Here is a 23,526-nt window from a genome sequence, read left to right as displayed (position 1 = left end):
AGAGCGGTCGTTGCTGAGAGGCCGCTTACGGCCAAGAGCGGACGTTTTTGGGCTACCTCTCGCCCCGGTAGACACCTGCATGAGACGCTTCTACCTCAGCAAACATATTCCTGCCGTGCGGCGTAACCCACGTGCAATAGACACGCTCAGTGCGAATCGAGTAGTGTCTCAGCCGAATTAGCTTAATCGTTATGCACAATTTGATTCCGAAAAATGAGTGAAGAAATTAGAAATTGGTATATTTATATTTTGAAGCTTGAACTGAACTCATGGTACGTGGGCACAGCTAAGGGGTTGAGATCAAGGCTGCGAAGTCATGGTAGGAAAAGCCCTTACTCTACATTAAAGAAAAAGGGCGCTTTCCAATATATGGAGAGCGGCCTCACGGGGAAGAGAAAAGCAACTCATTTACATGCGGCCTTTAGATCAATTGGCGATTGTCTGTGGGTTACAGAAATTGAAAATACTATCACCGTAGCTCTGGGGCAAAAATATGGTTTCGATAAAGTTAGAGGTGGCTCTATAATTAAGTCCTGGGACTACGAACTAAGTGATATTGAAGTGAGAAATCTAATTCGACGATTTAGTTGCAGTGATATTAGGTTTAAATACAAGCTAAACGAAATAAATTTAACTCAAGAAAAGCCATTTGTCTTCCCGCTTACTCGGCGAAGGAATACATAGCAAGGCATTCAAGCACGCTCGCCGGGACGCGCTTTCAGCGGGCCAGCCCAGTCCCAGTGAGACTGTCCGCTTTTGGCCGAATGCTGCCCGTGGTGAAAGGCAGCAATTGACCGAAATCGCCCCCTCACAAATAGCCATATGTCGGTCACTACCCGCTCAACGCAAACAACATCCCCCAGAAGTATCAACTGCCCCCCTCACATCCGATGCCGCTCCACCAAAAAATCCACAAACAACCGCACCCGCGCCGGCATTGCCGCCCCCCTACAAACACCGCATGAATCGGTTCCCGATCGTCGGGGTTCCATTCTTCCAGCAGCGGTATCAAATCGCCGCGCTGCAGGTCCTCGCTCACGCTGAACCCACCGATACGCGCAATGCCGGCCCCTACTCGCGCCAGTTGTGCCAGCGCTTCACCACTGCTGCATTCGATATTGCCGCTGACCTTCAGGGAAAACGCTCGTCCGTCGCGGATGAACGGCCAGTTGGGTTCGGCACGCCGGAAGTTGAAGCGTAGGCAGTTGTGCCGTAGCAGGTCTTCCGGTTCCTGGGGGATGCCGTGGCGCTGCAGATAGTCGGGCGAGGCCACCACTACCTGGCCGGTGTCGCCGATCCTGCGCGCGGTCAGCGGGCTGTCGGGCAGATGACCAAAGCGTACCGCCACGTCGGCCTGGCCACCGAGGATGTCGACCACTTCGTCGCCGAGGGTGAGGTCGACGACGATGTTCGGGTAACGGGCGCTGAACGCTGCCACCAAGGGAACGATGGCCAGCCGCCCATGACCAAGGGCGGCGCTGACGCGCAAGCGGCCCCTGGGTACGCCCTGGTCGGCGATGGCTTCTTCGACCTCGGCCATGTCGGCCAGGATACGCCGGGCACCGCGAAGGAACGCCTCGCCCTCGGCGGTGAAGGTGATCGCTCGGGTGGTGCGCAGCAGCAGGCGGGTGCCAAGACGTTGTTCGGTACGCGCGATGATCCGACTGACCGCCGAGGGTGTCAGCCCCAATGCACGCGCGGCAGCCGACAGGCTACCTTCCTGCGCCACGGTGGCGAACACGCTCATCTCACCTGACCTGCCGTTGAAGTCCATTTGTGCTCCCTAGGCAAAGGTGATTACCAAAAATGCTATCTACCGCCTGAAAAGATTGGATCGTAGCATTCGCGGCATAGATGAGGAGCCTTCCATGCGTATCAATCCACCACTTGTCGCACTCGCCATTGGTGCCTTCGGCATCGGCGTTACCGAGTTCGCCCCCATGGGCATGTTGCCGGGCATCGCTGCGGATCTGGGCGTTTCCATTCCCGCTGCGGGTCTGTTGGTCAGTGCTTACGCCTTGGGCGTTCTGCTTGGCGCGCCGCTGATGACCCTGACCACCGGCAGGATTCCCCGGCGCTATCTGCTGATCGGGCTCATGGCGATTTTCACCCTGGGTAATCTGATGTCAGCCTTGGCTACCGATTACTACAGCCTCATGGTCGCCAGGGTGGTGACCTCACTGAACCACGGGGCGTTCTTTGGCGTTGGTTCCATCGTCGCCGCCAGCGTGGTCGCCCCTCAAAAGCGTGCCGGGGCGGTCGCGGCCATGTTCATGGGCCTGACCCTGGCGACCATCGGCGGTGTACCGCTGGCCGCCTGGTTTGGCGAACTGTTCGGCTGGCGCACGGCTTTCTGGGGTATTACCGGCCTCGGCGTGGTGACCATGGCCGCGTTGTGGTTCGCCCTGCCCAACCTGCCTGCGCCGCAAAGCGTCGGTGTACTGGCCGAAATTCGGGTATTGGGTCGTGGCCGGGTGCTGGGGGCATTGGCCCTGACCGTCGTCGGCTCGGGTGCCATGTTTACCGTCTTCACCTATATCGCGCCGATCCTCAGCAGCGAGACCCATGCGTCCACCGCGTACATCACTGCCATGCTGGTGCTGTTCGGTGTGGGGTTGACGCTGGGCAACATGTGGGGCGGCAAGGCGGCTGACCGCTCGATAGACCGCACCCTGATCGTTTCACTGAGCGTGCTTATTCTGGTCTTGCTGGCGTTCACCGTACTGATGCGTTGGCCGCTGCCGGCCGCCGTTGCCATCCTGATATGGGGTATCGCCAGCTTCGCCCTGGTGCCACCGCTACAGATGCGCGTCATGGAAGCGGCCAAGGACGCGCCCAACCTGGCCTCGGCAGTGAACATCGGCGCCTTCAACCTCGGTAACGCGATTGGAGCGGCGCTCGGCGGTGCGGTGATCAATGCCGGGTTGGGTTATCCGGCGATTTCCCTGGCCGGAGCCGCAATGGCGGGTCTGGGGCTGCTGATGGTGTTGGCTTTTGCCTGGCGCTCCAGGGCGATTGCGGCTGCGGCGGTGTGACGATGGTGTGAGGGGGGCTGTTAGTCGGCATTGAGGAGGACAGTGAAAAGATGACGAATCTATTCATAAATAAATCTGAGCATCTTCTTTTTTCGGAGAACCGCAGATATTCGCTGACCTATCAACGCACGAGCGCTGCCGATATCTTGGATAGCCTTGGTCAGGCTCACGCCGTTACCCCATCTAATTCACGAAGTATCCGGCTGGCCTTGCAAGGCCAGCCGGATACTTCTTTATTTCATCGGTGCACAAAGAAAAGTATCAGCACTTGAGCCATACTCCAAAATATCTGCACGACTAAGTTTGCTCCAACCAGCAAGTGGATAGCTCTCTATATTCAAGTCGCGCAACCTGACAATGATGCCGCCTTGATAGTTCCTTCTGTCAAGAATGGCAGGGAAAGCAAAGCTGGATATTTTAGAATGGAGCCACTCTATAGCAGCATTAGACATTGACTCATCAGAAAGCGCTTCTAGATAGTCCTTATTACAGATATCGTCGCGGCTACCACCATGAAGCCAAACTCTTGTCCGATCAAACGCATCTGCGCGGAATGGATCATATGGACCGTTATCGGGCTTAAAAGGAACAAAGAAAAATTGCTCCGAAAGGGCTTCTTGGTAAGAACTTTCCACGACCTCAGCCATCACGTCACACTTATCTTTAGTATATCCAAGCTCCATAAGCCTAGACATTGTGCGCGACTTGGAAAACAACGCGACCTTGGCTATGCCATGTTCACCTTTTGATAAAGCGTCAAAATGAGCAGCGTGCGCAGCCAAGGTTTTAAAACCAAGTCCGTATGCTAATGATTCCTTGAGATGGTTCAAATTTACCGAATTCGCCTTTCGTGCATCCTGAACGGATGTATAAAAAGGGATTTCAGAAACGATGACAGAGTTAAACATATTCATCTCCACGCCGACTTAAAATGTGAGCAATTACAAAGTCAGCATTAATGAATATGCTGTTTTTTCTAAGACCGGATGCAAGCGCTCACGTACTTGATGGTTGGCTGCCGTGCATTGAAAATATTACCTGCCGGCTAAAAAATCAAGCAGCGCTTCGTTCAAACGACTCAGGGGGCAGTCATAGGAAACTCTCGACAAAGCAGAGCCCTCGGCCCGACTGGGCATTGAAGCCCTACTCTCCACGCATCAGCGCCCCCACCCCCAGCAAGCTTTATCCCACAAACAAATCCTGCAATACTTAATACGAATCACTATCACAAGCATTAGTAATTCAGGACCTGCTCATGTCGACTCGCACCACCCCGCCGCGTCACTTCACTCCTGCCCGTAATCTTCTAGCCATGGCCATCTGCATGGCCACACTCGTCCCCGCCTACGCCGATGACAACAGCACCACTCCACCCGCCACCCTGGAACTAGACGCAACCGAGGTCACCGGCAGTGGCCAACTGGGGAGTACTACCGAAGGCACCGAGTCCTACACCACCGGCGCGATGTCGACGGCGACCAAACTCCCGCTGACGATGCGTGAAACCCCACAAGCCGTCACCGTCATTACGCGCCAGCGCATGGATGACCAGGTGATGACCGACATCAACGATGTGGTCAAGGCGACGCCCGGTTTGTTCCTGGACTTTTCCTCTGGCCCTGGCCGGCAGACCTACAAGGCACGCGGTTTTGAAATCGACAACTTGATGTATGACGGCATCCCGAGTGGCTACGACGGCGTTAACGTTGGCGCCCAGCCTAACTTGGCGATGTTCGACCGGGTCGAGGTGGTGCGCGGTGCCACCGGCCTGGTGACGGGTGCAGGCAACCCTTCGGCGGCCATCAACCTGATCCGCAAGCGGCCATTGGCCGAGCAGAAAGTCACCCTGACCGGGGCCGCCGGCAGCTGGGACGACTACCGTGGCGAAGTCGATGCCTCCAGCCCGCTCAACGACAGCGGCACGCTGCGCGGCCGGGTCGTGACCTCTTACCAGGACGCCAACAGCTTCATCGACAATGTCGAGGAGGATCATGGCCTGTTCTATGCGGTCACCGAAGCGGACCTGAGCGAAGACACCATCTTGACCCTGGGGTTTTCCCATCAGAAGGACAAGACCAATTACTTCTGGGGCTCTTCGATGATCGGCCAGGACGGCCATCACCTGGACCTGCCGCGTTCCTACAATCCGGGGACGGATTGGGAGAACAAGGATCAGGAGATCAACACCGTATTCGCCGAAGTCCGTCATCGCCTGGCCAATGACTGGAACCTTCAGGTCAACGCCAACTACGCCGAACAGAACGCGTTGTTCTCCGGCTCTTATCAATCGCGCTGGGTCAACAACACACTGGCCCGCACGGTTTACCAGGCCGACGTCGATGAAAACCAGGCCGGCGTAGACGCCTTTGCCAGTGGGCCCTTCGAGGCATTCGGACGTAGCCATGAACTGGTGGTGGGCGCCAGCAAACGCATCTACGACCTGACCACCCACAACTACAGCCCGTACGACACCAACTGGCCGCTCAATGCGGGTAAACCGGACTTCGTCCACACCAACAACCAGCGCGAAGTGACCACGCAGGATGGCGTCTACCTCACGACACGCCTGAGCCTGGCCGACCCGTTGAAGTTGATCCTCGGCGGGCGCCTGGACTGGTACGACTACGATAACCGGGATGGCGATGGCGACTACAAGGTCACCCGTAACCTCACCCGTTACGCCGGCTTGATCTACGACCTGGACGACCATCATTCGGTCTACGTCAGCTACAGCGACATATTCACACCGCAGAGCTCCAAAGATACTTCTGGTAGCCCGGTCAAGCCGATCGTCGGCAAGAACTACGAGGTTGGCATCAAGGGCGAATATTTTGGTGGCGCGCTGAATGCGAGCGTGGCGCTGTTCCGCGTCGACCAGGAAAACCGCGCCGTGCAGCTGTTTACGGCAAACTGCCCACAGGCGACCTGCTATGAAGCCTCCGGCGAAATTCGCAGCCAGGGTATCGACTTCGAACTGCAAGGTGCGTTGACCGAAAACTGGCAAGTCGGCGGTGGCTATACCTACGCGCGCACCCACACCCTCAAGGACGCCGCCAACCCACAGAACGTAAACAAACAGTTCGACACCGACACCCCGGAGCATCTGTTCAAGCTGACCACCCGCTACCACTTCCAGGGCCCGCTGGAAAAAATGCGCGTGGGCGGCAACGTCTCCTGGCAAAGCCGCCTGTACAACGACATCCCGCTGGCTGATGGCAGCCAATACCGCCTCGAACAGGGCAGCTACGCCATCACGGACCTGATGGCCGGCTACCAGGTCAGCCAGAACCTGGACGTGCAGGTCAACGCCAACAACATCTTCGACCGCCGGTACTACTCGACCATCGCCAATTCCGTGAGCTATGGCGGTGATGCCTATGGCAATCCACGCAATATGATGCTGACGGCCAAGTACAGTTTCTAGAAAAAACAGGGGGCGTACTTTGGAACGCCCCCTTTTCAGCCAAAAGCAATGCACTTGCGACCATCCTTATGGTCTATCGGAAGCCGCAAACGGCACCACCTGCACGCATCTGCGTGAAAGAGACGATCACATGAAAATGGCTGCCATTTTTGCACTCATTTGGATTGGCTTCACCTCAGCGGGCGCATTTGCCGGTGATCGAAACCAGGACTATCGAGAGGCAAACAGGCGCCACTGGGAACACCAGCGCGAAATGGATCGAGCCGAAGACAGGAAACACCGCGAGCGCCAGCAACAGAGGGAGCGGGAAGAACGCAAGCATTATGAGGAAATGGAGCGGGAAGAAGCCAGGCGTAGAGCGCAGTACTATCAAGCGCAGTAGAAAGTCTGCCGCGATTGGGTAACGTTCGTTTGAGTGCCTCCATACCGCCAAGCACAGTACTATTTGCAATCAACCAACGAAAACGGACCTTTCCTTGAACAAGAAACAACGCGACGACATCAGCAAGCTCCTCAGCTACGTACTACGCCACGCCCCCGAATCCATCGGGCTCGTCCTGGACCGCGACGGTTGGGCCGACATTGATAATCTGATTTCGAACGCCCACCAACATGGCCATACCTTCGACTGCCAGATGCTGCACGAGGTGGTCGAGACCAACGAAAAGAAGCGTTTTACGCTCTCTGAAGATGGCCAACGCATCCGAGCCGCACAAGGGCACAGCACCGGGCAGGTCCAGGTGCAACACGTCGAAAAAACGCCACCTGCCCAGCTCTATCATGGAACCGCCAGCCGCTTCATGGCCTCCATCGAGGTGCAGGGCTTGATCCCAGGCAATCGGCACCATGTCCATCTGACTGAAAGTCCCGAAACGGCAATGGCCGTCGGCAAGCGCTATGGACAACCTGTTCTACTCGCTGTTGATGTACAGGGTATGAAACAGGCAGGGGTTCGGTTCTTTCAGGCGGACAATGGCGTTTGGCTTGTGGAGTCGGTACCTGCGGCCTACTTGAAGACGGTAGAGGATAAAACTCATACATGAATGGGTCCGTTTTATACCGTGGCCTGACCCCGACTTCTCATGTCCGGACGAACGTCTTTGCAGCGGATTATGAAAGAAGCGCTCTCAGCTGCGCGGGAACGGCTACAACTTCTTTGGTTTCCGACGAGACACATACATGAGTGACATTCGCCACAAAAGACAAGGGCCCATTAACCATGAACCCTTCGACCAAAAACGTGAACGAATGAACGCCCAACTTCGCCACGCTGACTTTGATAGACAACTTATCATCCCACGTCAAAGGCATCAGAAACTCCATTGACATGGCGCGTACGGGCGGCAATATCTCAAAGCCCATGAGTGTTCTGAGCCCGGGCGTGCCCAGCCATTCATCGAGTGCTATATAGATAGCCTCTACTGAAAAATATGAAAATCGCGGTGTGTAAACCACTCCTGCCGGATCACAGTCGCCAAATAAAATAGTTCTACTGACGAAAACCGCCTTAGGCATTGGTCTATTTCCCTCTAATTTCCAGAGCTTTGGTACATATTTTTGTCACTCAGGAATGATAACCAAAATGAGCGGTAGAAAGCCGTATTAATACCTGATTGCTCTGCCGTCGACGTCCAGCAGCCTGATGCGCAAAAACGTTTGCGGAACCGGCTTTCGCCGGTTCGGCGCGGTCATTGCCCAACCGCCCCTTCATACCGCCGCTGAATCCGCTCCAACTCCCCAGAGCGCCGCAACTGCTCCAACGCACGGGCCCACGCCGCCACCACTTCATCTTCGCTGTCAGGGCTGAAGGCGATGTACAACGATGAGCGGTACAGCTCGATAGGGATCCGTCGCAATGTGCCTGGCGCGATGTTCAACTGACGGCTGTAATAAGCCACGCCCGCGTCGGTGTCGCCGACGATGATGCCGGTGCGTCCGGCAAGCAGCATGCGGTAGAGCAGCTTGCTCTCGGTGGCACTTTTGTCCAGGTTGTTGAAGCCCAGCGACTGCAGCATCTGGGGCACCAGGCCGGCGTGGCGGGTGGTGATCTGCGGGGCGTGCAACAGTTGTTCCAGGGAGTTCACCGGCGGTGTACTGGCCAATTGATAGGGGTGAATGGACTCTTCCACGATCGGTCCGACCCATTTGTATAACGGCTCACGCTCCGGCGTGCGGAACAGGGAGTACATGATGGTCTTGGGGCGCGTCTTCAGTACCTGGGTGGCTCGCATACTCGGCTGCAACAGCACCTCGAAGTCATTTCCGGTGAGCGCCATGACGGCCCGGACGATCTCGGTGGTCATGCCGGTGAGCTGATTGTTTTCCTGGTAGTTGTACGGTGCCCACTCTTCGGTGACGACCTGATACTCCTCGGCCCTGGCATCAAGCGTGCCGAGCAATAGGCAGAGCAGCGCTGCAGCCGGTGTCGAATGTCTCACATGTGGTCCCTGCGGATTGTTCGGTGTTCGTACATAGGTGGGCCGATTCAAGAGGGCAAGGTAAGCATAGACCCAAACACGCCCCAGACAGTTGACGCAGTCGACATTGCGCCCCTTAGCAACCCCCAGGCCTTGGTGTACGATCAGCGCGATCCGGATATCGGCCAGCGTGCGCGGTGCTTCCCTTTCGCCCTCCTCCCTGTGACCCAGCCCACATGAATCCAATCGACCCACTGTCGTTTCAACGCATCATCACCGCCCACGGCGACCTCGAAGGCGCGGCGTATTTCGATGCGCAGGAAAGCCTTGCCCATGAGGTGTTTACTGACCGCATCGTTTTCCAGACCAACTACCTGGATTACCGCAGCTATGACGTCCACCTCGCCGAAAGCAGCGTACGCGTGCGCAAGACGCGGCTGGATAACTACCTGCGCGGCCATAAGGCCCAGGTGATCGATGACGACATGGACGACGAAGACTGGGCCGAGCTGGGCAGTCTGTGGCAGCGCTTGAGCCACGACCTGGACACCCAGGGGCAAGGGCCGCAGCCCGATTTGGCCGAGACCCTGGCCGATCTGTTTGATTGCCTGTTCGACGAGCCGCGCGCTCAGGCACTCATTCAGGAGATCCCGACGCCTACCGGGCAGTGGGATTGGGCTTGGACGCAGGTCGAGTCAGCGCTTACCGAGGCCAATCAGTTGACGGGGTTCGAATGGAAGGAGTGGGCGTCCTGCGGGGTCGATGCCGTCAATGCCCTCGCCCCGCTGCGACAGTCAGGCATTGAGATCCCTGCGCCGGAGCGTAAAGCCATCGATGCCATCAACCGCGCCAACGATTGGGAGCGCGCGCTCCTGCAGTATTTCAACGCCCAGCTGGAGGCCCATGACTTGAAGTTGTTGGCCATCGGTACGCACTTCGATGAATACCAGGCCTTCGCCTGCCTGCCCATGAACGGCCTGGGCCTGATCAACGCCCTGGAGATCATGGGCAGGCTGGGCATCGTCTACAAATATTAAGCGATCGACACCACACGCTTTCGGTCCCCTTTTACCAGCCCTCTGAGCCTCGAAGTGACGACATGACAAACTGTGAGCATTGCGGGTCCCTCCTCCCTTACGACACTGCTGCTTGCCCGCGATGCGCCGGGGAAATTCAGCACCCGGTAGAGGCACACACGCCAGGGTCTCGGCCGTCGACAGGGCAGAAAGTCCTGAAATGGGTGCTGATCGGCATTGTGGTCGCGGTGCTGGCAGCGGTGGCGACGGTCATGTGGATCTTGCACTCGCTAGGGCCGATGCCTTCTTTTGGTTGATGGCGCCAGATACTTCCCAACCCACGGATGGATGAACACATGAAAACCACTCTTGATCACCTCGTCATCGTGGCAACGGACCTCGATACCGGTTGCGCCTTCGTGACTGGCGCACTGGGCGTCGACCTTCAACCGGGTGGCGCCCATTCACGCATGGGCACCCATAACAGGCTGCTCCACCTTGGCCCGGGGCTTTACCTCGAAGTGATTGCCGTGGACCCGTGCGCCATACGTCCGGACCGGCCCCGCTGGTTCGGCCTTGATCGATTGGCCCCCGACTCGCCGCCACACCTGGCGACCTGGGTTGCACGCACCGATGATATCCATACCGCTCGTGATGCTTGCCCCGCCATGGTCGGGGAGGTTGAACCGATGACGAGAGGAACATTGAATTGGCAAATAACCATACCGGCGGATGGAAACCTGCCTATGGCCGGATCAGTCCCCACCCTCATTCAATGGGCGCATGGCCCTCATCCTGCGGACATGCTCCAGGACAAGGGCTGCTCGTTATTGGCACTGGATGTCTTTCATACGGATCCGGAAAAAATTCAAGCGATCCTGACGGCCATGAACTTTTCTGGCCCGGTTCATCTTCACGCCCTGCAAGCGTCTTCGGCACCCTATCTGCTTGCGCACATTCAAACCCCCAATGGCCTGAAGACATTGCCGCTTTCATCCGTGTGAGCGTTTGGGGGGTGGCTTCGCCACGCAACGCAAGCAAGCACCCTCGCCGCGAATATTCACCTCGTAACCGAAGCGAAGCGCAGCTATCCGATTTTCCCATAGTTGCTATCGATACCCGCGCCGTTCTCGTCCTCGGCCTCCCTCTCTAATCTGCCCACCAACGCGAACGACAACGATCGCCGCAGACTAAACCGACCTTATGGAGAGAGAAACGATGAACACATTCAACCGCACCCTAGCTGCCGCGACCCTGGCATTGGCCACCCTCAACGCCGAAGCCGCGTCGCCTCTCCAGGCCGCTGCCAGCGCGTCTGCTGTCGGCAGCGTGGTCCAGTCCGCCAGTTACATCACCACCAAGGATGGCGTCCAGCTGTATTACAAGGACTGGGGCCCGCGCGATGGTCAGGTCGTGACCTTCAGCCACGGCTGGCCGCTGGACTCCGACAGCTGGGAAGGCCAGATGATGTTCCTCGCCTCGAAGGGTTATCGCGTGGTGGCTCACGATCGTCGCGGTCACGGTCGCTCCAGCCAGCCTTGGGAAGGCAACGACATGGATCACTACGCCGACGACCTGGCCGCGGTGATTGAAACGCTGGACCTGAAGAATGTCACCCTGGTGGGCTTCTCGACAGGGGGCGGTGAAGTGGCGCGTTATATCGGCCGTCACGGCACCGCTCGAGTGAAGAAAGCCGTACTGGTGTCCTCTGTTCCGCCATTGATGCTCAAGACCGACACCAACCCCGGTGGCTTGCCTATCGAAGTGTTCGATGGCTTGCGCAAGGCCTCCCTGGAGAACCGTTCACAGCTGTACCTGGATATTGCCTCGGGCCCGTTCTACGGCTACAACCGCAAGGGCGCCAAGCCATCCCAAGGGCTGATCCAGTCGTTCTGGGCGCAGGGCATGCAGGGTGGCAGCAAGAATACCTATGACTCGATCGCGGCATTCTCGGCTACCGACTTCCGCGGCGACTTGAAGAAATTCGACGTGCCGACGCTGGTGATCCATGGCGATGACGATCAGATCGTGCCTATCGACGCTTCAGGCCGGGCCTCGGCGGCGCTGATCAAGGGTGCTCGGCTGATCGTCTACCCTGGCGCACCGCACGGCTTGACCGAGACGCACAAGGATCGGCTGAACCAGGATCTGCTGAAGTTCCTCCAGGAATAAAGCAAGCCCCTGCCCCAGTGGGAGCGAGCCTGCTCGCGATAGCGGAGTGTCAGCCAGCATTGATGTCGCTGATACTCCGCCTTCGCGAGCAAGCTCGCTCCCACAGGGGGTGGGGGTGGACCCAGGGGCTGCGTACACCAGGGATCCATTGTGGGAGCGAGCTTGCTCGCGATGGCGGTGGTCAGCTTGTCTCAATGCTGGATCTGTCGACGCCTTCGCGAGCAAACCCGCTCCCACAGTTGTTCTCGGTGGTTTTGGATTCAGTGTCGCAACAACTTGCGCAACGGAATCTCGTCCTTGCGCACCGGTGACTTGATGACGATGTAGCTGAAGTACTTGGAGATGCCGATGTTCTTGTCCAACAGGCTTTCCATCACGTCCTGATAGTCCTGGATGCTGCGGGTCATGAAGCGCACCAGGTAGTCGTAGCCGCCGCTGATCAGGTGGCATTCGAGCACTTCATCCACCAGGCGGATGTTGGATTCGAACTTGGCGAAGTCCTCACGCTTGTGGTCGCTCAAGGTGACTTCGGTGAAGACCGTCACCGAATCGGTAATCTTGGCCAGGTTCAGATGGGCCTTGTAGCTGGAGATGTACCCCAATGATTCCAGTCGCTTGACCCGTTGCAGGCACGGGCTGGCGGACAAGCCCACGGCATCGGCCAGGCTGACGTTGGTCATGCGGCCATCTTTTTGAAGCTCTACCAAAATGCTGATGTCGATCCGGTCCAGTTTCGCTAAACCTTCCATCGCATACCTCTTGCCGGCCATTTGTAAGACAATCTTCTAACAAAATCAGCGTCGTAAGGACAGCTGATGCTGAGCCACCAGATCAGCCATGCTGTTGATGCAGTAGTCCGCCGCGCACGGCGCGGCAGACCTATCAGCGTTACGGCAGATCAGGCAGACAGCCCCAACCGGCCGTGGGCGGGTGCCGGGACGGGTTATCTGAAGAATAGCCTCGGCCTCAAGCTTGTTGGCCGCCAGCCACTCACGGTCCTGCAACGGGTCGCTCGCCAGCGAAATGAAATCCTCCGGCTCGATGCCCAAACGCTCGCACAACACCCCCCGATCCTCGGCATCACGGTCACCGAGCACCAACAGGCGGTAGAACTTGCGCAGGTAAAGCATCGCACCCGGCGCATCCTCGAACAGCGTCCAACCGGCCGCCGAACGGGCGAAGCTCATGCCCTCCTCCCAACTGACCTTGAGCTTCCAGCGCTCGGCCAATTGACGGTGGGCGAAACAGAGCAAGCCGCTGAAGCCCAATTCACCGAAACGCGGGTACAAGGCTTGTAGCACTTCGTCAAAATCGGCGAGCACCTGTGCTTTGTCCAACGGCTCGCCATGGTTTTCCAGCAACGGTTGCAACGCCGTCCAGACGCCGGAGTCCCGATCCACCAGGACCTCATCGCAGTCGATCAACAACGCCCGATATTCAGTCAGCCTCATCTGTAAAGCCTCCGATGATGTCCCATCGATCAACGCTCCATTAACCACCACTGACGCTTGCCCCGGCAAACGTCATGAACGCGGGCATCAGCCCAGAACGCGTGCCAAGGCGCCGTCGAGAATCTGCAACGCTTCGTCGATCTGCGCTTCGCTGGTCACCAGCGGCGCCAGGAAGCGCAAGACGTTGCGGTAGACCCCGCACTTGATCACCAGCAAACCACCGGCCCGGGCTTCGTCGATCAGGCGTTGGTTCAGGTCGGCGTCCGGGGTGCGTGCCTCGTCATGCTTGATCAGTTCGATCGCCAGCATGAAACCGCTGCCGCGCACGTCGCCGATCTGCGGGTAACGGGTTTGCAGATGCAGCAGGCCCTTGCGCAAGCGCTCACCCAGGACTTCACCACGGGCCAGCAGCTGTTCTTGCTCGTAGGCCTCGATCACCGCCAGCGCCGCCGCACACGACAGCGCATTACCACCGTAGGTGCCGCCCAGGCCACCGGGCAGCGGTGCGTCCATGATCTCGGCCTTGCCGACCACGCCCGACAGCGGCAAGCCACCGGCCAGGCTCTTGGCGACCGTGACCAGGTCCGGCTGGATGCCGGCGTGCTGGAAACCGAACCATTTACCGGTACGACCGAAACCGGTCTGGATTTCATCGAGAATCAACACAATGCCATGCTTTTGCGTCAATGCACGCAGGCCCTGCAAAAACTCGGCGGGGGCCGACAGGAAACCGCCATCGCCCTGCACCGGCTCGATGATGATGGCAGCGACCCGCTCAGGTGCCACTTGGGTGGCCAGCAGCTCGTCCAGTGCCTGGAGCGCCATCGCGCTGGTGACGCCGCGATAAGCATTCGGATACGGCGTGTGGAAGACCTCCGGGGCGAACGGACCGAAGTTCTGCTTATACGGCTGGCTCATGCCCGTCAGCGTGGTGCCGAGCAAGGTCCGGCCATGAAAGCCGCCGCGAAAGGCAATCACGGCCGAGCGATTGGTGTGGGCCCGGGCGATCTTCACGGCGTTTTCCACCGCTTCGGCACCCGAGGTGAAAAATGCCGCTTTATAGGCCTGCTGGCCGCCGATCATTTCGCACAAGCGACGGGCCAGGTCCAGATAGGGTTTGTAGGCCACGACCTGGAAGCAGGCATGAGAGATCTTCTGCAACTGGGCCTGCACGGCCGCAACGACCTTGGGGTGATTGTGGCCGATGTTCAACACACCGATGCCGCCGACGAAGTCCAGGTAGCGCTTGCCGTCCACGTCCCATAACTCAGAGCCCTGGGCCCGATCGATCACCAGCGGGTGCGCGGTGACCAGGCCACGTGGCACGAATTGATCACGCTGACGGAGCAAACTTGGGGTTTCTTCGACTTTACTGTTCATTGGCATTTCCCATCGTGAGCCTCGCACCCAGGAAGCGGCTGCGGTGTGTTCACAGGTTAAGCGTTCGACGCGATTGTCTAAGCCGAACTTGGTCGTTGAGAAATTCGGATCGACTGTTTACACCCCGGCAAACAGCAGAATCCTCCAGAGGCATTCCAGCCCCATGGAATCTGCCGCAGGAGGCACCTTGCAACGCAGCGTAATGCTTCTATGCCGGCCCTTTCGACAGATCCTGCTCTGGCGTTGAGGCATGCTAGGGGCTCCTTGATTTCAGGCGAGAAGTGACCCATGGCCCTGCTCTATAAAGCTGACCCGGTACGCGGCGAACACTGGCGGCGCCTGTTCGCCGAACACGCGCCGGACATTGAATGGCGTGCCTGGCCAGACATCGGCGACCCGCGGGATATCCAGTACCTGGCGGCCTGGCAGGCCCCGGACGACCTCGAAACGCTGTTGCCGAATTTGCAGGTGCTGTTCGCCTTGTCGGCCGGCGTGGATCAACTCGACCTCGGTCGTTTGCCGACAACGCTGCCGGTGGTGCGTTTGCTCGACCCGGGCATCAGCCAGGGCATGTGCGAGTACGCCAGTTTCGCCGTGCTCAGCCTGCACCGGGACATGTTGCGCTATCGCCAGCAACAGGCAGAACGGTGCTGGCAAGCGCACCGACTGGTGCCCGCCAGGCAACGCCGGGTGGGCGTCATGGGCCTGGGCTTGCAGGCACAGCAGATACTCGCCACCTTGAAGACCTTTGGCTTTGCCTTGTCGGGCTGGGCCCGCAGCGAGCACCGCATCGATGGGGTGGAGTGTTTTGCCGGCACCGAACAACTGCCGGCCTTCCTCGGCCAGTGCGACATTGTCCTGTGCGTCCTGCCGTTGACCGAGCAGACCCGAGGTATCCTCAACCGCCAGCTGTTCCAACACCTGCCCAAGGGCGCGGCGTTGGTCAACATGGGCCGGGGTGGGCACTTGGTGGAAGCGGACCTGCTGGAAGCCCTTGCCGACGGCCAGCTCAGCGCTGCGGTGCTGGACGTGCTGGAGCAGGAACCGGCGCCACCGGAGCATCCGTTCTGGCAACATCCGCAGATCCTGCTGACACCGCACATCGCGGCGATGACCCAACCCGAGAGCGCATTTGGCGTGTTGCTGGAGAACATCCGCCGGCATCAACGGGGTGAATCGATGCTGGGCCTGGTTGATCGTGAGCGCAGTTATTGATCGCTCGAATAGCATGTTCCCCATCACACCTCATCATGTGGTGTCGTGCTGTTGGCTTTTTATAAAACAGCAGCCATGACGCTTACCAGGTGATAGCATTTGGCCTTCAACTATCTGAAGGACCAGCATGCATGAAGCAGAACGTAAGGACACAACGACTGGATAAGCTTCATAAGCTTGTGACTGCCTACACCGCCGAAGCTCATGAGGAAAAACTGCTACCCGCCGATCACCCTGCACTCGCCTGGTTCACTCCATTCAAATACCTGAATCCAGTTGGCTGGGCGCTTGCCCCAAATAAAATCCCCTATGTAGCGGCCACTGCGTTGGTTGACAGTTATTCCTGCCTGCCGCGAAGACCAGACATGGCATTTACCTATCTGTGGACGGCTACCAACAGTTGCTACAACGATCTCTATATGAAGTCACCTACCAATGCGGAAAGCTTGGGAGACTCGAAAGCCATTGAACAATCTCTGATTGAAATCAACAAGATCATGCAGTCCCAAATCACATTGCCGACTGACTCCTCGCAGGATCCTGATTTCAGCACCCCTCAAGAAATAATATTGGATTTCGCCCACCGCCTACCTGACAAGACACTGCATTTCGTCGCGTCTTACATCCTGAAGGGTATGGCTATCGAAAAACACAATGAGTTCGTCATAAAAAAAGCAAACGTAACCGGAAAAAAAGCAGACACCATCAGAAAAATTCATATTCCATCATCATACAAATCGTTTAAAACCAAGTTCAAAGCAATGTTCAATCATTTCTACTGGACCTACGGCGAGGCCTTTTCCGCCCTATGCACGATTACCGAAAATCCGGACAAGACGGATATAAACTTCGGAATAGTCGAAAGCGAAAAATCTCGAAAAATCACCCATGCGCTTGGAAAAGAAATAAAAACAATACTCATCAAGATACCTGCCATCGACCAATTCGATGACCTCGGCAAGCCCACCGTAAAAGCCCCAGCCCTCTATTCAGAAACCCAGAGACTAGAATTTCTCGTGTTTTTCCTTCTCTACGCCACCAGAAACAATAACGCGCACGGAAATGTAGCATCCAGGGTTGGTAGTATATTTTCAGACAGTAAAAGCATCGTCGCCGCCACCTGGATTTTTTTGTTTGGCTATTTCTACCTTTCATTGATTCTCCTGTGCTTAGGTTCTATTGACCCAGATGACCTGCACGTTCATTCATTCAACGCTACCTTATTAGACAAAAAATGACAAAAGCCGAACTCAAGGCATTAAGCGGTGAAATTTTCGACTTTGAAAATCTCACCGACAGAAATGACTTCATGCAGAATGAAGTGAGCTTTTGGAAGCCAAAACTCGAAAGCCTCAAAAAACACGACACATCGAATATTCATCAGGCCCTGGCGAATATAGCGGCCTGCGTGGAGATCTTTGAATATCACATCGCCCTGGAAGAGCAATACTTTCTCGACGAAGAAGCGCCAGAAGAGGAACTTTCGAACGTCTGGATTTATAGCAACTCACCCGCCACGATCAAATGGCTGGAAATTTATTCGAACGAACCGGCCATTGCCGGAGGTTTCTACGATGCAATTTTTCTAGGCAAGAGTGATAATCCAAGCTCATTTAACGACTTCAGCGGATACCTGGCCGCGTATGAATTCAAACTTCCCCTGCAAAACTCTTTCGCACAGCGCTCCACTTCAGAAGCGGCGGTGTTACGTGGGATTCACTCAAATTTCTTCAAGATCAAATACAGGCTCGTAAAAACAGCAAGAAAAGAAATGAACCAATTTGCCCAATGGCAAAAGCAGGAAGAGGAGGCCTGGGCAACGCGCCTTGAGACGCTAGAGTCAACTTATAAAGAGAAGCTTCGGCTGGAAGGTCCCGCGACCTATTGGGCAAAAAAAGCCAGTGAACACCAGACACGTGGTTATATCTGGACAGGCGTACTCAGCGTTACCTTGTTTTTCTCCGTCATCGGCCTATGGACATCCTTCAATCTATGGCTGAGTGGTGACCGCACACCGATTGCCCTCAATCAGATCGAGGGCGCGCTCATTTTCATAACCCTTATCTCAACGTTGGCCTTTACCGTCAAAACACTCTCAAAGCTGATCTTCAGCGCATTCCACCTTCAACGTGATGCAGAAGAACGAGAGCAGCTTACTCACTTGTATCTGACATTGAGCAAAGACACGCAAGTAGACGAGGAATCGAGAAAAATAATCCTCCAGTCGCTGTTCAGCCGCTCGGAGACAGGACTTATCTCTAATGAATCCGGACCGACCATGCCCGGACTGACGGACCTGCTGTCTGCTTTCAAAAAAAGCTGACAGCCACTAAAAGGTCACTCTTGCAGCACCTGCATGTTTATCTATCACGCTTTCGCGTCGGCCCAAGCCTGAGATCCGGCCCGGTATTTACTGCTGGCCGGGCAGCTGATTTGAGCAAGAAATGTGGTCGTAAAAGCCGTAGCTGAAGGAACATACCGAATCAATTGGCACCCCTTGCCAGGCCTCGTTGCAGGTGAGATACACACGCTGTCAGCGGATAAAATCGTCCGATCAAGAGCCCCTTTCAATGGTGATCAGCCATGTCCATTTCGCAACGCCCCACTTACTTCTATCGCGCCATGACCGCCGCCGACGTGCCTGCGGCCCATGCCTTGTCCGTGCAGTTGAAATGGCCCCATCGCCTGGAAGACTGGGCGATGTTGCAGCGCGTCGCCCAGGGTTTTGTGGTGGAAGACCAGGGCCGTTTGATTGGAACGGCGTTCACCTGCGCCCAGGGGAACTACGCCACCATTGGCCTGGTGATTGTCGACGATGAGTATCAGGGCCAGGGAATCGGTCGCAAACTGATGGAACTGGCGATCGAAGCGTGCGGCTCGCGAACCGCCATCCTCAATGCGACGCTGGCCGGTGCCCCGCTGTATGCCAGCCAGGGGTTCGTTGATTTTGGGCATATCCAGCAGCACCAAGGGCAAGCGCGGGTGCCGGCCCCACTGGAACTGGCCGCCGGCGAGCGCTGCCGCGAGCTGGGCGAAGCCGATCACGCCGAGCTGATCAAACTGGCCAATGCCGGGAGCGGGCTGGAGCGGAGCGTTGTGCTCAATGACCTGTTCGAGGTCGTTGAACATTCAGTGGGTATCGAGCGCGGCGGTCACTTGTGCGCCTTCGCCCTGCTGCGCCCCTTCGGCCGTGGCCGCTGCATTGGCCCGGTCATCGCCCAGAACCTGGAACAGGCCCAGCACTTGATCGCCGTGCTGCTGGCCCACGTGCCGGACGCATTCGTTCGCATCGACATTCCTTCAAACAGTGGCCTGGCCCCTTGGCTGGAAGAGGCCGGGCTCAAGCAGGTCGACACCGTCGCCCAAATGGCCCGGGGCACGCCCCCGCAGGCGACCGGTGCGGTTCGGCAATTTGCGCCGGTGACCCAGGCCATTGGCTGAAAACCCCACACTCCCCCTCAACGCTCCCTGGAGAATCATCTTCATGCTCGAACCCACTGCAGTGCTGTTGGCACACGCCGATGGCCGCCTTGCCTCAACCCCGTTCACAGCGGGCTCGCTGGGCGCCAAGGATCCGTTCGACCGCCTCATCGCCTATGCCGGGGAGGATGGCATGGCTGCCGGCGTGGTCCGGGCGAGCGGACTGTTCAGCGTCGATGAATACCCCTTCAGTGAGACGATCGTGGTGCATGCCGGCGCAGTGACGCTGCGCAGCCAGGAACAGACGCTGCAGCTCAAGCCAGGTGAAAGCGCGGTGATCGGTCGGGGGACGGTGCTTGAGGTCGAGGCGCAACCCGGCTCGCTCTGGGCTTTTTGTGCCGATACCCAGCGCATCGACGCGCACCTTCCCGGTTTGACGGCTCTCCCCGCCCACACCCAGCTCTCGCCTTCCGCGGCACCTGACGACGAGATCCTGCTCAGCCCACCGCCGCAATGTCGCTCGCACAATCTGTTTGTCGAGCAAGCGAGCAACCTGCGCATCGGTATCTGGGACTCGACGCCCTACACCCGCAAGTCACGACCGCACAAATTGCATGAGCTGATGCACCTGCTCGAAGGCAGCGTCACCTTGCAGGCAGCCGATGGCAGCGACTTGACGGTCAACACCGGCGATACCGTATTCGTCCCGCTGAATGCACCGTGTGCCTGGAGAAGCAGCGTTTATGTGCGCAAGGTGTACGTCGTCAAGTAATCCGCAGCGCAACAGTACCGCCGCCATCGCGAGCAAGCTTTGCTCCCACAGGGGATTTGTGGTGGATGTGAAATCTGCGGCCAACCGAGAACCCAGTGTGGGAGCGAGCTTGCTCGCGATGACGGCGGCACATCCAACACCATCGCAAGCTGACCTACCGCTATCGCGAGCAAGCTCGCTCCCACAAGGGATTTGTGGTGGATGTGAAATCTGCGGCCAACCGAGACCCCAGTGTGGGAGCGAGCTTGCTCGCGATGACGGCGGCACATCCAACACCATCGCAAACTGACCTACCGCTTTCGCGAGCAAGCTCGCTCCCACAAGGAGTTTTGGCGGGTGGCGGCGGATCAGCAAAAAAAAGCCCGCAGTGTGAGCGGGCAAAAAGTATCGCAGGTGGGATCACGCCTCAGAGCGCGGCAGCGATGGCCTGGCCAACATCCTGGGTCGAGCCTTGTCCACCCAGGTCGGGGGTGATGGGGCCTTCGGCGATGACTTGTTCGATGGCCTTGAGAATCCCATCGTGGGCCGCGCGGTAGCGTTCATCGCCGTTACCCAGGAAATCGAGCATCAAGGCGCCGGACCAGATCATCGCGATCGGGTTGGCGATGTTCTGCCCATAGATATCGGGTGCCGAGCCATGCACCGGTTCGAACAGCGAGGGGTAGCGTCGCTGCGGATCCAGGTTGGCCGACGGGGCGATACCGATGGTGCCGGCGCAGGCGGGGCCCAGGTCGGAGAGGATGTCGCCGAACAGGTTCGACGCCACCACCACATCAAACCTGTCGGGCTGCAAGACGAAACGCGCGCACAGGATGTCGATGTGTTGCTTGTCCCACTTCACCTCCGGGTACTGCTCGGCCATCAAGGCCGTGCGCTCGTCCCAATACGGCATGCTGATGGAGATGCCATTGGACTTGGTTGCTGCGGTCAGGCGTTTGCGCGGCCGAGTCTGGGCCAGGTCGAAAGCGAACTTCAGAATGCGGTCGACCCCGCGCCGGGTGAACACCGACTCCTGAAGCACGAACTCATGCTCGGTGCCTTCGAACATTTTGCCGCCGACCGACGAGTATTCGCCCTCGGTGTTCTCGCGGATCACCACGAAGTCGATGTCCCCCGCCTTGCGCCCGGCCAACGGACACGGCACCCCCGGAAACAGCCGCACCGGGCGGATGTTCACGTACTGGTCGAAGTCGCGGCGGAACTTGAGCAACGAGCCCCACAGGGAAACATGATCCGGCACCTTGTCCGGCCAACCCACGGCACCGAAGTAGATCGCGTCGAAACCCTTGAGCTGTTCGAACCAGTCGGCGGGCATCATCTGCCCGTGCTCCAGGTAGTAATCGCAATGGGCCCAATCGAGCACTTCGATGTCCAGCGCCAACTGCCACTTTTTCGCGGCTTGCTCCAGTACCCGCAGCCCCTCAGGCAACACTTCCTTGCCGATGCCATCGCCGGCAATGGCAGCGATTCGAAATGGTTTGCTCATCAATCGTGGCTCCCTGGTGTCGGTTCAAATGGAGTTCGCATCACAGCCCACCGATATGGAAGGCCTTGACTTCAAGGTATTCGTCCAGACCGTACTTGCTGCCTTCGCGGCCCAGGCCCGACTGCTTGATGCCGCCGAAGGGCGCGACTTCCATGGAAATGAGTCCGGTATTGAGCCCGACCATGCCGAACTCCAGCGCCTCGCCGAAACGCCATGAGCGGCGCAGGTCTTGGGTGAAGTAGTAAGCCCCCAGGCCATAAGGCGTGGCATTGGCCAGGGCCAGGGCCTCCTCTTCAGTAGTAAAGCGCATCAACGGAGCCACCGGGCCGAAGGTTTCTTCGTTGGCCAGCAACATCCCGGCGTGGGCCTCGCCCAGTACCGTTGGCTGGACGAACTGACTGTCGCCCTCGGGAACACCACCACAGAGCAGGTGCGCGCCCTGGCTCAACGCATCGTCGATGTGCCGGGCGACTTTGTTCACCGCTGCGAGGTTGATCAGCGGGCCGATCATCACGTCAGCCTCCAGCCCATTGCCGACCTTGAGCTTGCCCACCTCCTCCACCAGCCGCGCGGCGAAGCGTTCGTAGATGCCGTCCTGCACCAGGATGCGGTTGGCGCAGACGCAGGTCTGGCCGGCGTTGCGAAACTTGCTGAGCATGATGCCGGCCACTGCCTGTTCCAGGTCCGCATCGTCAAACACGATGAACGGCGCGTTTCCGCCCAGCTCCAGACTCAAGCGCTTGATGTGCTCGGCGCTCTGGCGCATCAGCAAGCGCCCGACCGCCGTAGAACCGGTAAAGGAAATCTTGCGCACCGTCGGGTTACCGGTCAGTTCTTCGCCGATACCGGCAGGCATACCCGTCAGGACATTGAACACCCCGGCCGGAATCCCGACCCGCTCGGCCAGCACCGCCAGGGCCAGGGCCGACAAAGGCGTCAGGTCGGAGGGTTTGACGATGACCGGGCAACCCGCCGCCAGGGCGGGGGCGCATTTGCGGGTGATCATCGCGTTGGGAAAATTCCACGGCGTGATGGCGGCGCAGACGCCCACCGGTTGCTTGAGCGTGAGCAGGCGCCGGTCGCCGCTGGGCGCCGGGATCGTCTCGCCATAGACCCGCCGGGCCTCTTCGGCAAACCATTTGGCGAAACCGGCCCCGTAGCGGATCTCGCCTTTGGCTTCGTTCAACGGCTTGCCCTGTTCACAGGTCATGATCAGCGCGAGGTCGTCCAGGTTGTCCATCATGGCTTGATACCAGCGCTCCAACAGCGCTGCCCGCTCCGCCGCCGGACGCGCGCGCCACGCGGGCCAGGCCCGCTCGGCGGCCTCGATGGCACGCCGGGTTTCCACGCCTTGCATCGCCGGTACACGGGCCAGCAACTGGCCGGTGGCCGGGTCAATGACGTCGAGGGTGGCGGCGTTGTCGGCACTGATCCACTGACCGTCGACGTAAGCGAGTTCTGCCAACAGGCTGGGGTCTTTCAATCGATTCTTGAGCATGGTCGCGTCCTGTTCCGAGGTAGCTCCAGTCTAGGGAGATGCCGCGGGGCAGGATGCTGAAAGCGGGGTTTGGGCAGTGTTGGATGCTGAAATTTGCGGGGAAGCAGCAGGCTCTACCGGGGCACCAGGCCAAACACCGAAGCCTGTGGGAGCAAAGCTTGCTCGCGATTGCGGTGGATCCGGCGACACTGGTCAAGACCGTGCCATCGCTCATCGCGAGCAAGCTTTGCTCCCACAGGC

General features: G+C 58.2%; 21 protein-coding genes and 1 pseudogene. 13 read left to right on the top strand and 9 right to left on the bottom strand.

Annotated elements, in window-relative coordinates; all coding sequences use genetic code 11:
• Positions 1-213 precede the first annotated feature (213 nt).
• A complete protein-coding gene (locus tag KI237_RS12050) occupies positions 214-684 on the top strand; it encodes a GIY-YIG nuclease family protein (protein WP_212799995.1) in 471 nt (156 codons plus the stop codon).
• Between the two features lie 197 nt (positions 685-881).
• Here KI237_RS12050 and KI237_RS12045 read toward each other — a convergent pair.
• Positions 882-1,774: pseudogene (locus tag KI237_RS12045) on the bottom strand (LysR family transcriptional regulator).
• 94 nt (positions 1,775-1,868) lie between these two features.
• Between KI237_RS12045 and KI237_RS12040 the strand changes: the two are divergent.
• On the top strand, positions 1,869-3,035 hold the full coding sequence (locus KI237_RS12040) for an MFS transporter (RefSeq protein ID WP_212799994.1): 1,167 nt from the start codon (positions 1,869-1,871) through the stop codon (positions 3,033-3,035).
• Positions 3,036-3,268: 233 nt separating this feature from the next.
• Here the strand turns inward: KI237_RS12040 and KI237_RS12035 are convergent, their stop codons facing one another.
• Entirely contained in the window at positions 3,269-3,943 is a 675-nt protein-coding gene (locus KI237_RS12035) for a hypothetical protein (protein ID WP_212799993.1), read from the bottom strand.
• A 347-nt stretch (positions 3,944-4,290) separates the two neighbouring features.
• Here KI237_RS12035 and KI237_RS12030 point away from each other — a divergent pair, with 347 nt between their 5' ends.
• The 3 genes from KI237_RS12030 (at position 4,291) to KI237_RS12020 (ending at position 7,502) form a co-directional block, all read left to right on the top strand.
• Positions 4,291-6,459, top strand: a complete 2,169-nt coding sequence (locus KI237_RS12030) for a TonB-dependent siderophore receptor (protein WP_212799992.1) — start codon at positions 4,291-4,293, stop codon at positions 6,457-6,459.
• A 130-nt stretch (positions 6,460-6,589) separates the two neighbouring features.
• On the top strand, positions 6,590-6,841 hold the full coding sequence (locus KI237_RS12025; protein ID WP_212799991.1) for a hypothetical protein: 252 nt from the start codon (positions 6,590-6,592) through the stop codon (positions 6,839-6,841).
• A gap of 94 nt (positions 6,842-6,935) precedes the next feature.
• On the top strand, positions 6,936-7,502 hold the full coding sequence (locus tag KI237_RS12020; RefSeq protein ID WP_212799990.1) for an RNA 2'-phosphotransferase: 567 nt from the start codon (positions 6,936-6,938) through the stop codon (positions 7,500-7,502).
• Positions 7,503-7,569: 67 nt separating this feature from the next.
• Here the strand turns inward: KI237_RS12020 and KI237_RS12015 are convergent, their stop codons facing one another.
• Positions 7,570-7,974: an acyl-CoA thioesterase gene (locus tag KI237_RS12015; RefSeq protein WP_212799989.1), complete on the bottom strand. Its 405-nt coding sequence runs from the start codon at positions 7,972-7,974 to the stop codon at positions 7,570-7,572.
• Between the two features lie 173 nt (positions 7,975-8,147).
• Positions 8,148-8,897, bottom strand: a complete 750-nt coding sequence (locus tag KI237_RS12010; RefSeq protein ID WP_212799988.1) for a substrate-binding periplasmic protein — start codon at positions 8,895-8,897, stop codon at positions 8,148-8,150.
• Between the two features lie 215 nt (positions 8,898-9,112).
• Between KI237_RS12010 and KI237_RS12005 the strand changes: the two genes are divergently transcribed.
• The 3 genes from KI237_RS12005 (at position 9,113) to KI237_RS11995 (ending at position 12,064) form a co-directional block, all read left to right on the top strand.
• Entirely contained in the window at positions 9,113-9,913 is an 801-nt protein-coding gene (locus tag KI237_RS12005) for a hypothetical protein (protein WP_212799987.1), read from the top strand.
• 335 nt (positions 9,914-10,248) lie between these two features.
• The gene (locus tag KI237_RS12000) at positions 10,249-10,896 is read left to right on the top strand and encodes a VOC family protein (protein ID WP_212799986.1); all 648 of its coding nucleotides are present in this window, start codon (positions 10,249-10,251) and stop codon (positions 10,894-10,896) included.
• 214 nt (positions 10,897-11,110) lie between these two features.
• On the top strand, positions 11,111-12,064 hold the full coding sequence (locus KI237_RS11995) for an alpha/beta fold hydrolase (RefSeq protein ID WP_212799985.1): 954 nt from the start codon (positions 11,111-11,113) through the stop codon (positions 12,062-12,064).
• A gap of 260 nt (positions 12,065-12,324) precedes the next feature.
• Here KI237_RS11995 and KI237_RS11990 read toward each other — a convergent pair whose 3' ends face one another.
• The 3 genes from KI237_RS11990 to gabT all read right to left on the bottom strand — a co-directional run bounded on the left by KI237_RS11990 (position 12,325) and on the right by gabT (position 14,895).
• Positions 12,325-12,813, bottom strand: coding sequence for an Lrp/AsnC family transcriptional regulator (locus tag KI237_RS11990; RefSeq protein WP_003203167.1), 489 nt, complete (start codon positions 12,811-12,813; stop codon positions 12,325-12,327).
• Between the two features lie 45 nt (positions 12,814-12,858).
• Entirely contained in the window at positions 12,859-13,515 is a 657-nt protein-coding gene (locus KI237_RS11985; protein WP_212799984.1) for an HAD family hydrolase, read from the bottom strand.
• Between the two features lie 87 nt (positions 13,516-13,602).
• Positions 13,603-14,895, bottom strand: coding sequence for a 4-aminobutyrate--2-oxoglutarate transaminase (gabT, locus tag KI237_RS11980; RefSeq protein WP_212799983.1), 1,293 nt, complete (start codon positions 14,893-14,895; stop codon positions 13,603-13,605).
• A gap of 288 nt (positions 14,896-15,183) precedes the next feature.
• On the opposite strand from gabT, the gene KI237_RS11975 reads away from it, so the two are divergent.
• From KI237_RS11975 to KI237_RS11955, 5 genes are all read left to right on the top strand, one after another.
• A complete protein-coding gene (locus KI237_RS11975; RefSeq protein ID WP_212799982.1) occupies positions 15,184-16,110 on the top strand; it encodes a 2-hydroxyacid dehydrogenase in 927 nt (308 codons plus the stop codon).
• Positions 16,111-16,241: 131 nt separating this feature from the next.
• On the top strand, positions 16,242-17,348 hold the full coding sequence (locus KI237_RS11970; protein WP_212799981.1) for a hypothetical protein: 1,107 nt from the start codon (positions 16,242-16,244) through the stop codon (positions 17,346-17,348).
• A complete protein-coding gene (locus KI237_RS11965) occupies positions 17,345-18,433 on the top strand; it encodes a DUF6161 domain-containing protein (protein ID WP_212799980.1) in 1,089 nt (362 codons plus the stop codon). The genes KI237_RS11970 and KI237_RS11965 overlap by 4 nt, the downstream gene beginning before the upstream one ends.
• A gap of 260 nt (positions 18,434-18,693) precedes the next feature.
• Positions 18,694-19,551 carry a GNAT family N-acetyltransferase gene (locus tag KI237_RS11960; protein ID WP_212799979.1) on the top strand — a complete coding sequence of 286 codons (858 nt, stop codon included), beginning with the start codon at positions 18,694-18,696 and terminating at the stop codon, positions 19,549-19,551.
• A gap of 43 nt (positions 19,552-19,594) precedes the next feature.
• A complete protein-coding gene (locus KI237_RS11955; RefSeq protein ID WP_212799978.1) occupies positions 19,595-20,302 on the top strand; it encodes a cupin domain-containing protein in 708 nt (235 codons plus the stop codon).
• Positions 20,303-20,708: 406 nt separating this feature from the next.
• On the opposite strand, the gene KI237_RS11950 is transcribed toward KI237_RS11955, so the two are convergent.
• Both KI237_RS11950 and KI237_RS11945 read right to left on the bottom strand, forming a co-directional pair.
• A complete protein-coding gene (locus KI237_RS11950; RefSeq protein ID WP_212799977.1) occupies positions 20,709-21,788 on the bottom strand; it encodes a tartrate dehydrogenase in 1,080 nt (359 codons plus the stop codon).
• 40 nt (positions 21,789-21,828) lie between these two features.
• On the bottom strand, positions 21,829-23,286 hold the full coding sequence (locus KI237_RS11945; protein WP_212799976.1) for an NAD-dependent succinate-semialdehyde dehydrogenase: 1,458 nt from the start codon (positions 23,284-23,286) through the stop codon (positions 21,829-21,831).
• Between the last annotated feature and the right edge of the window lie 240 nt (positions 23,287-23,526).

The sequence above is a fragment of the Pseudomonas sp. St316 genome, assembly GCF_018325905.1.
Classification (GTDB): Bacteria; Pseudomonadota; Gammaproteobacteria; order Pseudomonadales; family Pseudomonadaceae; genus Aquipseudomonas.
This window is presented reverse-complemented; position numbering and strand designations above follow the sequence as displayed.